Origin of the sequence: Blautia sp. MSK18_10 (assembly GCF_020553185.1) — a bacterium.
GTDB lineage: Bacteria > Bacillota > Clostridia > Lachnospirales > Lachnospiraceae > Blautia_A > Blautia_A wexlerae.
In genome coordinates, this window is record NZ_JAJCGT010000016.1 from 1 (window position 1) to 13,101 (window position 13,101).

8 protein-coding genes are annotated in these 13,101 nt (G+C 43.4%); 2 read left to right on the plus strand and 6 right to left on the minus strand.

Translation table 11 applies throughout. From position 1 onward, the window contains the following. Positions 1–438 precede the first annotated feature (438 nt). A complete protein-coding gene (gene ppdK, locus LI074_RS08345; RefSeq protein WP_055058049.1) occupies positions 439–3,069 on the minus strand; it encodes a pyruvate, phosphate dikinase in 2,631 nt (876 codons plus the stop codon). A gap of 361 nt (positions 3,070–3,430) precedes the next feature. Beyond that, positions 3,431–4,687, minus strand: coding sequence for a 6-phosphofructokinase (locus LI074_RS08350; protein WP_008703460.1), 1,257 nt, complete (start codon positions 4,685–4,687; stop codon positions 3,431–3,433). A gap of 485 nt (positions 4,688–5,172) precedes the next feature. Here LI074_RS08350 and LI074_RS08355 point away from each other — a divergent pair, with 485 nt between their 5' ends. Both LI074_RS08355 and LI074_RS08360 read left to right on the plus strand, forming a co-directional pair. Beyond that, complete coding sequence (locus LI074_RS08355) at positions 5,173–6,048, plus strand: aldose 1-epimerase family protein (protein WP_173698089.1); 876 nt, start codon at positions 5,173–5,175, stop codon at positions 6,046–6,048. Between the two features lie 148 nt (positions 6,049–6,196). Continuing rightward, positions 6,197–7,069, plus strand: a complete 873-nt coding sequence (locus LI074_RS08360) for a homocysteine S-methyltransferase family protein (RefSeq protein WP_022381265.1) — start codon at positions 6,197–6,199, stop codon at positions 7,067–7,069. A 256-nt stretch (positions 7,070–7,325) separates the two neighbouring features. On the opposite strand, the gene LI074_RS08365 is transcribed toward LI074_RS08360, so the two are convergent. From LI074_RS08365 to LI074_RS08380, 4 genes are all read right to left on the minus strand, one after another. Continuing rightward, positions 7,326–8,468: a DUF362 domain-containing protein gene (locus LI074_RS08365; protein WP_265107664.1), complete on the minus strand. Its 1,143-nt coding sequence runs from the start codon at positions 8,466–8,468 to the stop codon at positions 7,326–7,328. Further along, positions 8,465–10,099, minus strand: coding sequence for a phosphoenolpyruvate--protein phosphotransferase (ptsP, locus tag LI074_RS08370; RefSeq protein WP_025577630.1), 1,635 nt, complete (start codon positions 10,097–10,099; stop codon positions 8,465–8,467). Before ptsP ends, LI074_RS08365 begins: the two co-directional genes overlap by 4 nt. A 25-nt stretch (positions 10,100–10,124) precedes the next feature. Then, entirely contained in the window at positions 10,125–11,159 is a 1,035-nt protein-coding gene (locus LI074_RS08375) for a polyamine ABC transporter substrate-binding protein (protein WP_025577627.1), read from the minus strand. A gap of 89 nt (positions 11,160–11,248) precedes the next feature. Next, on the minus strand, positions 11,249–13,093 hold the full coding sequence (locus tag LI074_RS08380) for an extracellular solute-binding protein (protein WP_118610963.1): 1,845 nt from the start codon (positions 13,091–13,093) through the stop codon (positions 11,249–11,251). Positions 13,094–13,101 lie beyond the last annotated feature (8 nt).

Consider the following 13,101-nt stretch of genomic DNA (forward strand, 5'->3'; position numbering starts at 1 on the left):
CCGTCCAAATCCCAAGAGCATATTGTTCTTTTCTCTATTATAATATATTTATTGTGTCAGAACAAGTGTTTTGTGATTTTTTATAAATTTGAGCAGACATGCTCGAATGTGCAATTCATCCCATCACCTATAGGACGCCGCTGAAAAACTGTTTTTTCATACTATATACAGTGTCTCAAAGTTGATTGATGTACTTTATTTTGTGTTAATTTATACGCAAAAAGGACTTTTTCAGTGGCCTTCCTATAGAGGTGAGGGAATTCTTGCTACGGTTGTTAAACAAAAGAATACCGCTGTGTAATGTAACAAAAAAGACCCTGAAGAACTGTATTTCTACAATTCTCCAAGGTCAAATTTTACGTTTGGACACTTTAGGGCTGGTTGGCTATTTTACCTCTTTAGAGGATATTTAGCTTTGCCCCTTAACAATTATGTTAATTATGCATTCTTCTCAGCGATAGCTGCCTGTGCTGCTGCAAGACGAGCGATCGGTACACGGAATGGTGAGCAGGATACATAGTTAAGACCGATCTTGTGGCAGAATTCTACAGAAGACGGATCTCCACCATGCTCGCCGCAGATACCTACGTGAAGGTTCGGGTTAACCGGTTTGCCGAGTTCGATAGCCATCTTCATCAGCTTGCCAACGCCAACCTGATCCAGTTTTGCAAATGGATCGTTCTCGAAGATCTTAGCGTCATAGTATGCGTTGAGGAATTTACCTGCATCATCACGGGAGAAGCCGTATGTCATCTGAGTAAGGTCGTTTGTACCGAAGCAGAAGAAGTCTGCTTCTTTAGCGATCTCATCAGCTGTAAGAGCTGCTCTCGGGATCTCGATCATTGTACCAACTTCATACTGAAGGTCAGAACCAGCGGCTTTGATCTCAGCATCAGCTGTCTCAACTACGAATTTCTTAACATATTTAAGCTCTTTTACATCACCAACAAGTGGGATCATGATTTCCGGTTTGATTGTCCAGTCCGGATGAGCTTTCTTAACTTCGATTGCTGCGCGGATAACTGCTGTTGTCTGCATCTTAGCGATTTCAGGATAAGTAACAGCAAGACGGCATCCACGATGTCCCATCATCGGGTTGAACTCATGAAGAGAAGCGATGATAGTCTTGATCTGCTCTACAGTTTTGCCCTGAGCATCTGCAAGTTTCTTGATGTCAGCTTCATCTGTAGGAACGAACTCATGAAGAGGCGGATCAAGGAAACGGATAGTAACAGGGTTACCTTCCAGAGCTTCAAAGAGACCTTTGAAGTCATCCTGCTGATATGGAAGAACTTTTTCAAGTGCTTTCTCTCTCTCTTCTGCTGTTTCGGAGCAGATCATTTCACGGAATGCATCGATACGTCCCTCACCGAAGAACATATGCTCTGTACGGCAAAGACCGATACCTTCTGCACCAAGCTCTACAGCTTTCTTAGCATCTGCAGGAGTATCTGCGTTTGTACGAACTTTCATTGTTCTGTACTTGTCAGCCCATGCCATGATGCGTCCGAACTCACCAGCGATTGTAGCGTCTACAGTCGGGATGATTCCGTCGTAGATGTTACCGGTTGTACCATCGATGGAGATGAAGTCTCCTTCGTGGAATTCTTTACCAGCAAGTGTGAATTTCTTGTTTTCTTCGTCCATAGCGATATCACCGCATCCGGATACACAGCACTCACCCATACCACGGGCAACAACTGCTGCGTGAGATGTCATACCACCACGAACTGTCAGGATACCCTGAGCAGATTTCATACCTGTGATGTCTTCCGGAGATGTCTCAAGACGTACAAGTACAACTTTCTCTCCTCTTTCAGCCCATTCAACAGCGTCATCAGCTGTGAATACGATCTTACCGCAAGCAGCTCCAGGAGAAGCGCCAAGGCCTTTACCCATTGGTGTAGCAGCTTTCAGAGCAGCAGCATCAAACTGTGGGTGAAGAAGAGTATCAAGGTTACGTGGATCGATCATAGCTACAGCTTCTTCTTCTGTTCTCATTCCCTCATCAACAAGGTCACAAGCGATCTTTAAAGCAGCCTGAGCTGTTCTCTTACCATTACGTGTCTGAAGCATATACAGTTTACCATGCTCTACAGTAAACTCCATATCCTGCATGTCTCTGTAGTGTTTTTCAAGTGTTTCGCAAACCTGTTTGAACTGTACGAATGCTTCCGGGAATTTCTGTTCCATTTCGGAGATGTGCATAGGTGTACGAACACCGGCAACAACGTCTTCACCCTGAGCATTTGTAAGGAATTCACCAAACAGACCGTTAGCTCCTGTAGCAGGGTCACGTGTGAAGGCAACACCTGTACCACAGTCATCACCCATGTTACCGAATGCCATCATCTGTACGTTAACAGCTGTACCCCAGGAATACGGGATATCGTTGTCACGACGATATACGTTCGCACGTGGGTTGTCCCAGGAACGGAATACGGCTTTGATAGCACCCATTAACTGTTCCTTAGGATCAGTTGGGAAATCAGCACCGATTTTTGCTTTATATTCAGCTTTGAACTGTTCAGCTAATTCATGAAGGTCTTCTGCAGTAAGTTCAACATCCTGCTTAACACCTCTTTTAGCTTTCATCTCATCGATAAGTTCTTCGAAATATTTCTTTCCGACTTCCATAACTACATCAGAGTACATCTGGATGAATCTTCTGTAGCAGTCCCATGCCCAACGAGCATTGCCGGATTTTTCAGCAAGTACGTTAACAACGTCTTCATTTAAACCAAGGTTCAGGATAGTATCCATCATACCTGGCATAGAAGCTCTCGCACCAGAACGAACGGAAACAAGCAGAGGATTTTCTTTGTCACCGAATTTCTTTCCGGTAACTCCTTCCATTTTGGTGATTGCTTCCATGATCTGAGCCATAATCTCATCATTGATCTGTCTTCCGTCTTCATAGTACTGAGTACAAGCTTCTGTTGTGATTGTGAAGCCCTGAGGTACAGGAAGACCAAGGTTTGTCATTTCAGCAAGGTTGGCACCTTTACCACCCAGAAGGTTTCTCATATTAGCGTTACCTTCTGTAAACATGTAAACCCATTTTGCCATTTTACATTTTCCTCCTAAATTATTGTTCTTTTGTAACTATTCAGCATTCTGTTGTGAAGTAACTGAACAGCCACACCTTTCGCACATAAGTAAATATATGTTTCTTATACGCACATAATCATTTTATAGAGTTTGTGTCATTTCGTCAAGGTTATTCTGCTAAAATTAGCTAAAATTTTTATACATTCTGCATAAAGTGATTTATTTTATTATTCTTATTATTGTTAAGGTTTTCTCAGTCCTTTATTCTGGTCTTTATCTATATTTTTCTCTCACATCTCATATATTATATAACAGGAAAAAACGGGAAGCAAAACAGATAAGTTGATCTGCCCGGCTGCCCGTTTATAATTTCTATCAATTATTTCTTTCTGCCTTTTTTCATGTTCAGTACCAGATGTCTCGGCATACCATTTACCATAATAGGCTGATAATCTCCCTGAATCAGAGGTTTAATATAGTCTACAAAATCCTTAGTTACGTTTGTAGCATCTTTATTCATCCATTCTCTCGGAACAAGTTTCTCCTCATTTGCGATTCTGTGTACATCGTAGATACCTGTAGCTGCCATGTAGGGATCATCGGAAACACGGTCGATAACAACCATCTTACCTGTGTCACCTTCATCTGCAGCTTTAACTGCAGCACCACCTACCATGAATGCTTCATCAATATCCACTCTGGATGCCATATGGGAAGCACTTCTTTGTAATGTGGAAAGTTCAACAGCTCTTGTCTTGCATCCGCACTCCGCTGCCAAGAAGTTTGCCAGATAAGTGGCTGTTCCCTGAAGCTGTTTGTGTCCAAATGCATCCACATAGTCTCCCACGCTTCCAAGCTCACATACATATCTTCCGTCTGCCAGCTTGATTCCCTCGGAAACTGCGATTACAATAGATGCTTTTTTATTCAGAAGATCTTTTACTTTTGCAAGGAATTTCTCAACATCAAAAGGCACTTCCGGCAGATAGATCAGATCCGGTCCGTCGCAGTCCTCAGATTTTGCCAGTGCTGTGGCACCTGTAAGCCATCCGGCATTACGTCCCATGATCTCCATGATCGTAATCATATTTTTCTTATAAGTAAGTCCCAGTGCATCGCGGATCACTTCTTTTGTGGATGCGCCGATATATTTTGCAGCACTTCCGAATCCGGGTGTATGGTCTGTCAGCGCCAGGTCATTGTCGATTGTTTTCGGAACACCAAGGAACTTCTGAGTCTGTCCTGTGAGAATCGCATAATCAGACAGTTTCTTGATCGTATCCATGGAATCATTTCCGCCAATGTAGATAAACGCATAGATATCCAGTTTATTTAAGATCTCAAAAATTTTCTCATAAATTGCTTTATCTTCGTGAATCTCAGGAAGCTTGTAGCGACAGGAACCTAAAAATGCAGATGGTGTTCTCTTGAGTAATTCGATATCCAGTTCTGAATGAATCTGTGTTGACAGATCAATATACTGTTCATCCAACAGTCCCTGAATGCCGTGAAGCATTCCGTATACTTTGTCAAATCCTCGTTCAATGGCATTCTTATAAACTCCGGCAAGACTGGAATTGATTACTGCAGTAGGTCCTCCTGATTGTCCAACAATGATATTTCTTTTTTTCGCCATAGCAATGACCTCCTTGTTTTCACGTTTTGTTCATTATGTCTTAGAGTGTGTCTGAAAAATGCTTTACGCAAGATGTGTGTCACAATTTTTCAGACACGCTCTGGTCCCGCAGGACTCGTTGAGGTAAATTGTAACAAATATTTTTTTATTCGTCAATCATTTATTGTGGTTTTTACACATATGGTTTCTGTATTTCGTCACTATATCAGTGTATTTTTCAATTTACCACGACATTTCAGATCTATTTTTGTATATTTATAACTATAATTAATCCGGCCCATGTGTTATACTTATAGACAGATTGATTCCGGCATCAACTTATAGCAATCAAAACCTTTTTAAAAATTGCCGGACATCAATGTCCGTGACTATTCGGTACCTTCGCAGTTACGAACCAAAATGCATTTCAAATCACCTTCGGTGATTTGCAGAATACTGCCAGCTGAACAGTTACACAATATTTATCGATCAAGGAGGATTCATTTATGATCCATACAATTGAAAACGACTATCTTAGAGTATCTGTAGACGATCATGGTGCTGAGCTTTGCAGCATTTTTGATAAAGTACATAACAGAGAAGTGATCTGGCAGGCAGATCCGGCTTACTGGAAACGCCACGCCCCTGTTCTTTTCCCTAATGTGGGACGTCATTTTGAGGATCACTATCGTATTAATGGAGTCGAATATCCCTCCAGTCAGCATGGGTTTGCCAGGGACAGCGAATTTACCTGCGTGGATATGACTGCTGATTCCATCACCCATAGGCTGAAATCTTCTGATGCCACAAGAGAAAATTATCCATATGATTTTGAGCTGAAGATCAAGCATGTTCTGGAGAAGAACCAGGTCAGTGTATGCTGGGAAGTGATCAGCCTTAATGATGAAACCATGTATTTTACAATTGGCGGCCATCCTGCATTCAATGTACCTGCCGGAGGAATTGGCTCCCAGGAGCAATATCATCTTACTTTCGACGGCCGAGATTCCCTCTCCTATCTGCTGATTGACATGTCATCAGGCACCGCGGTCGCAGATAAAGCTTATACACTGGAGCTTGAGAATGGTTCCTGCCTTATTGATGCTCACATGTTTGACAAAGATGCCCTTATTTTTGATGGCCAGATTGAAAAGGCCGGCATCGCTTTCCCTGACGGAACTCCTTATGTGGAACTGATCTGTCATGGATTTCCAAGCTTTGGCATCTGGTCCGTCCCGGGTTCTCCTTTTGTATGTCTGGAACCATGGATGGGACGCTGTGATGATTTTGGATTTAAGGGCGAGCTTCCGGAAAAGAAATATATCAACACTCTGGACAAAGATGAAATTTTTACTGCATCATATGAAATAAAAATTTATTAATTTTCTCCATTTATCCTGAAAGCTGTGCTATAATGTCACAGTATATGAAAGTCATCCTGTCCGGTATCCACGAATTTACCCATGCAGACATGACTGATTCATGGCAGCCACTCAGGACTTTCATAGAAAAACACAGGAGGAAATTTCCATGACTAGAGAAGAATTTCAGAAGCTGACACAGGATGTTGTACTGCTCGACGGTGCTACCGGTTCCAATCTTATGGCCGCCGGAATGCCAAGAGGAATCTGTACAGAAGCATGGATCATGGAGCACAAAGAAGTTCTGCAGAATCTGCAAAAGGCTTATGTTGAAGCAGGAAGCCAGATCGTATACGCACCTACTTTCGGCGGAAACCGTTACAGTCTCGGACTTCACGGACTGCAGGATAAGCTTGCGGAAATGAACCATGCACTTGTAAATATTTCCAGAGAGGCAGTAGGACATAAGGTCTATGTTGCCGGTGATATTACCACAACAGGCAAGATGATGGAGCCTGCCGGTGATCTCACCTATGAGATGGCATATGAAACATACTGTGAACAGATTAAGGTTCTTGAGGATGCAGGTGTTGATCTGATTGCTGCGGAAACCATGATCAATATCGAGGAAACACTTGCTGCACTGGATGCTGCTGCATCCGTAAGTTCTCTTCCTGTAATGTGTACAATGACCGTAGAAGCTGACGGAAGCATTTTCAGCGGAGGAAATGCTGTGGAGGCTGCGATCGCCCTTGAGGGTGCAGGTGCTGTGGCAGTTGGAATCAACTGTTCTGTAGGACCTGACCAGCTGGTATCCGTTGTCCGCAATATCAAAGAGAACGTATCCATTCCTGTCATTGCCAAACCTAATGCCGGTATGCCGACGATTGATGATCAGGGAAATGCCATTTACAGTATGGACGCCAAAAGCTTTGCTGAACATATGAAGGTTCTGATCGAAAATGGTGCGTCTGTTGTCGGAGGATGCTGTGGTACTACTCCGGAATTCATCCGCGAGATAAGCAGAAGCCTCGGAAGATAGATTTTGTATCTTCGACAGCCATAGTCAGACGAATAACGAATATTCGCAGCCAAAGCAGGGAACTTTCCTGATTCAGTTAAAGAGGGATATGACTCAAAAAAGCACATAACTTAGGATAGAATCTGTCTCAATCCGAGATATTCTCATCCTCTGTTATGTGCTTTTTGGTAATTGTCCGGCTTTCCTCTGTCCTGATTCTGCGAAAATACCATGGCAATTCTATAAACAGTTGCGCTTTTTATTATCTGCTTTTCATCTACTTCACTTTGATTGCCTTCTTCGGGCACATCTCCTGGCAGCAGAAACAGCGGATACACTTTCTGTAATCATATACCGGCGGCTTTCCTTTGCCTTTTCTGAAATCCACAGCTTTCCCCGGAACCGGACAGCTCTGCACACAGATCCCGCAACGGACACATTTATCAGCTTCTATATATGGTTTTTTCTGAAAAATGTTTAACGCTCCCGCCATTCTTGTCCAGATATTCTTTCGTACTTCGGTACGATCTACATTGAAAGCCGGATTTCCGTATTTTTTCACTGCCTCTGCCATGGGAATCTCCCCGTCCGGTGTCAGAAGGGTAATCTCCTCTTCTTTCCATGTACCAAGTCCTATTTTCTCGCCATGATAGTTTGTCGGAACCATCTCCGGTTTCAGATAAACCAGACGGCTGAATACACTGTCCAGTGCAACCGGATCTGTGGACATCAGCAGTACATTCATAGAAACCGGATCCCCTGAACCCGGTCCGTTGCCCTCCATGGCCACAATCCCATCCATCACATACAGCTTCGGTGCCACACATTTATTCAGATCAATAAGCATTCTGGCAAAGCTGTCTGCACTCGGGTACTGCGTGTGCCCCTTCGCTTTATGGAATCCATATACAAACCCATAGCTGTTCTTAACCGCACCGGTGATACGTTCTAATGCATGTGTTTTCATCTTGCTCAGGGAAATCACACAGTCCTGCTCCAACAGTTCTTTTGGCAGGATAAATTCCTTTGCCTGGACTCCCTGCGGATAAGCAGTTTTCACGCCCTCAGAATAATCAACAGCCGGAATCTGGTATTTTTCCAGATAAGTATCCATCCCTGTTCCATGGATTACAGACTGAGTAGTTCCGTGACCACAGGAATCTGCAAGCACAATATGCTCATACCCACTTTCCCGCAGGATTCGCGCAAAAGCCCCTACTACAGCAGGATGTGTGATCACTGCTTTCTCAACTTCTGCTTTTTTCAACAGATTTGGCTTCAACAGGATCTTCGCATCCTTTGGAATCAGAGTCTCCACTCCACCCAGAAAATCCAGCCCCTGTTTCAGCAGCATATAGATTTTTTCTTCATTATATTCCCGGCAGGGAAGTAATACCACTTTACTTTTCACCAAATTCACGCACCTTTATCATCTCCGGACAGATCTACCTGTCTCAGTGCTTTTCTTACCGGCAAAATACATGCCGGCACTACAGAGAGACAGTCCACACCCATCCTCAGAAATTCTTCTGTCAGGGCAGTATCTGCTGCAAGTTCCCCACAGATACAGACACGTCTGTTTTCTGCATGTCCCGCTTCGATCACCATTTGAATCATACGCAGCACTGCCGGGTGATGGTCATTATATTTCTTGCGCAGAAGCGGATTCTGTCTGTCCATCGCCAGTGTATACTGACTCAGGTCATTGGTTCCAAGACTCAGGAAATCCACTCTTCTGGCAAGCTCCCGGCTGATCATAACTGCTGCCGGAGTCTCGATCATGATTCCTGTCTTAATATGTTTATACGGAATTCCTTTTTCATCCAGCCCAATCTTTACTTCCCGGATAATTTCTTCGATCTCATCCATTTCCTCTTCTGAGCTGATCATCGGATACATCAGCGCCAGGTTTCCATATGCACTCGCCCTGAAAATTGCCCGAAGCTGTGCCTTGAACATTCTTTTTCTGTCAAGGCAGAGACGGATTCCTCTGTTCCCCATGATCGGATTTGTCTCGTCCGGGATATTCAGATATTCTGCCTGCTTGTCTGCTCCGAGATCTGCCGTACGGATCACGGTGAGCTTTTCTCCCATGGTCTCCGCAATCTTTTTGTATGCAAGAAACAGCTCATTTTCACGAGGATAATTTTCTCTTCCAAGATACTGGAATTCACTGCGCAGAAGACCAATCCCGGCAGCTCCGTAATACAGCACACTGTTCAGGTCGTCCATATTTCCGATATTGGCATAGATTTCAATTTTTCTGCCATCTTTTGTGATATCCGGTTCTCTCCTTAATTTCAGAAGTTCTTCTCTTTCTTCTTTATCAGCCTGCCTGCGGATCTCATATTCTTTTTTTACCTCTTCATCCGGATCAATATACAAAGTTCCGGTATATCCGTCCACAATAGCCTGCCGTCCGTCCCACTCCGAATCTGTGTCAATTTCCAGCAGAGCCGGTATATTCATTGTTTTTGCCATAATGGCAGCATGAGACATGTCGGAACCATGATGGGTAACAATAGCCATCAGTTTATCCTTATCCATCTCCATCAGTTCTGTTGGCGTGATACTCTCCGTCACAACGATCACAGGCTCATCCCCAAGATCTATCCTGGGAGAGATACCTCCCAGTTCACCGATCAGGCGGTCGGAAATCTCCCGCATATTATCCAGCCGTTCTTTAATCGCAGGCTCTTCCAGAGTTCTGAAAGTCTTAAGCATCTCATCCCTTGTAGTCATTACTGCATAGGCAGAATTTACTTTTTCACTCTGTATGACACTCTCAATGGCACGTTGAAAGCTTTTTCCCTCCAGCAGATTCTTCTGTCTGAGAAAAATCTCTGCCTGGGTTCCCTGAATTATGCAGTTTTTTTCATATAAATCCTCCAGCTGTTCCATGACTCTGGTGCGCGCCTGCCGGAAAATATTCAGCTCTGTTTTCACATCTGTGATTTCGTACTGGCGCATCTGATATTCGCTTTTATGATAATACAGTATCTTACCGATGGCAATTCCGGAAAAGGCACCGGTTCCCTTGTAAACATCCATATTAACTCCTTAGTTGATTAACCCCTTAGTCGCAGGCAGCCTTAAATTCAGTCCAGTTCTTCTGATACTGTGCGTCTGCGTCCTGGCTTACATTCTGGACGATCTCGCCCTTTGTAACGTCATCCGGAACTACCAGATCCGGATTTACCAGCTCATCTGCTGCTTTATTTGTGCTGTAATAGCCGATATAGTCTGTGCATTTCGCTGCAACCTCCGGCTGCATGATGTAATCCATGAAAGAATATGCCGCATCTTTATCCGGCGCTTCACTTGGAATAAACATACCCATAATACCAAATCCAAGTCCTTCTTCCGGATATACCACCTTCAGATCAGGATTCTCAGCCAGAGCAGCTGTTACCTGAGAGGTATAAAGAAATGCAACACTTGCTTCTCCGTTGAGAAGTGCATTCTGTGTATTGTCATCCTGGATCAGACGTACATTCGGAGCAAGTTCCAGAAGCTTCTCTCCTGTCTTCTTGATCACGTCAACGTCCTCTTCATTCATGCTCTCGCCCATGGAAAGCTGGGTGATACCATTGATCACACGATAGTTTGCAGTCAGTGCAATGCTGTCCTCAAGAGACGGATCCCAGAGGTCTTTATATCCTTTGATATCAATATCCACCTGTTCCGGATCATAAACGATCAGCGGGATGCCTGCTCCGTAAGGAACTGTGTATTCATCGTCTGGATCATAGAACTGTCCCTGATATAATGGGTTGATATTTCCGATATTCTCCAGAGAATCCTTGTCAAGCTTCTCTGCAAGTCCTTCCTGGATCGCAGTTTCCAGAATATAATCATCTGCGATTACAATATCATAGTCGCCGCCCTTTGCCATGGAAAGCTTCTCAAGCATGGTTTCATCTGTATCGAAGTTTGAATAAACAACTTTAACTCCTGTCTCTTTTTCAAAATCATCCAGAACTTCCTGCGGGAACATTCCTTCCCATGTAAAGAGAACAAGTTCTTTATCATCTCCTGCATCCTTGAATCCGGTGAATGCTGTTCCTGCCATTAATGCACACATCACTACTGCAAGTACTCTTTTTTTCATAAATGATCTCCCTTCTTATGCTCTGCATTGTTGTCTGTATCAGCCACTGTCCGCCTTCCACTGTATCGGCAGACAGCGGCTATCCTTTTTTACTTTGCTTTTACTTTTGTCCAGAGTTCCGCAAATTTCTGCTTGATCTTTGGCTGCTGATAAGCAAAGATTTCGTTATTCGGGTTGGTTGTATCCGGAATATAAGAACTGATCCCGGCATAGTCCCCCTCCTTCATGGTTTCAAAAGCACTCTTCACTGTAGAAGTATACCCTACTTCTTCCGTATTGGAAAGAGCAGATTTATCACTGATCATAAAATCAATAAATTCATGGGCAAGCTGTACTTCGCTGCAGTCCTTTGTGATAACCATTGCATCATACCATCTGTTGGTTCCCTGTTCCGGTGTAAAGTAGTCCAGATTCGGATTTTCACTGATAATGTAAGATGCATCTCCGGAGTACACAACTGCCAGCGCTTTGTTTCCTGAAATCATGTTGTCGATCACATCATCGCCTGCATAGATCGGATCCATAGTGTCACGCTGATCGATCAGCCACTGATAAGCCTCCTCGATCTCAGCCTCATTTGTAGTATTCATGGAATACCCAAGTGCTTTTAATGCTATCATAAAGGAATCCCTCTCAGAATCATACATGTAAATATTTCCTTTATATTTCGGATTACACAGAAGATTCCAGCCATCTTTCAGATCAGCCTCATCTACTACTGTCTTATCATAAAGGATTCCTACTGTTCCCCAGAAATACGGACAGGAATAACGGTTACCCGGATCATAGCTCTGGTTCATGACATCATTCAGCAGATTTTTCTTATTCGGAATTTCTTTCCAGTCAAGTGCCTGCAGATATTCTTCTTTGATCAGTCTCTCAATCATGTAATCAGACGGGATCAGCACATCATAAGTCTCACCGCTTGAAAGCTTGGTGTACATCATCTCATTTGACTCAAAAGTCTCGTATACGATGGTACAATCATATTCTTTTTCAAAATCCTCCAGCAGGGAAAGATCCATGTACTCTCCTGCATTGTAAACTTTCAGCACATGAGTGGACTGTGCCACGAATCCCCATTTGATCAGCCCTGCCGTAACAGCAACAACCAGAACTGCAGAGACAATTTTTACTGCTTTCCTGTTCAGCTTTCTGGCTTTATTCTTAAACTTCGGAAGCAGATTGGACAAAAGCAGTACCACGATGATGACTACGATCACGATGGTTGACAAAGCATTGATCGTCGGATTGATACGCTTTGTCATATTATATACAACAATAGAGATATTCTTTACACCATTTCCTGATACGAAATAGGAAATAACGAAATCATCAAATGACATGGTAAATGCAAGCAGCGCACCTGCGAAAATACCCTCTTTGATCATCGGCACGATAACCTTTGTCAGAGCCTGAAAAGGTGTTGCCCCAAGGTCCATGGCAGCATTTGCCATATTCGGATCCAGAGCCCTTACCTTCGGATAAACGCTGGTAATTACATACGGGGTACAGAACGCAATATGTGCCAACAGCATAGTCAGATACCCTTTTCGAAATCCCAGAGAAGAGAACAACAGCATCAGGCTGATGGCAGTTACGATCTCAGGATTCAGGATAGGGATATTATTAATATTCAAAAGCAGTTCCTTGATTACCTTCTTTGATTTGGATAAACCGATTGCTGTAATGGTTCCAAGTATTGTAGAAACAATGGTCGCAATGATCGCAATGGTAACAGATACATAAACTGCCTTAATTACTTCCCCGTTACCGAGAAGTTCCTGATACCAGCGCAGGGAAAAGCCTGTAAATCTGGTCAGTGACTTGGATGAGTTAAAGGAAAAGATCATCGTCACCAGGATCGGCAGGTAAAAGAAAGCAAGGCAAAGTACTACATATAACATTGAGAAAAATTTATTATTACGTTTCATGCCGTCCT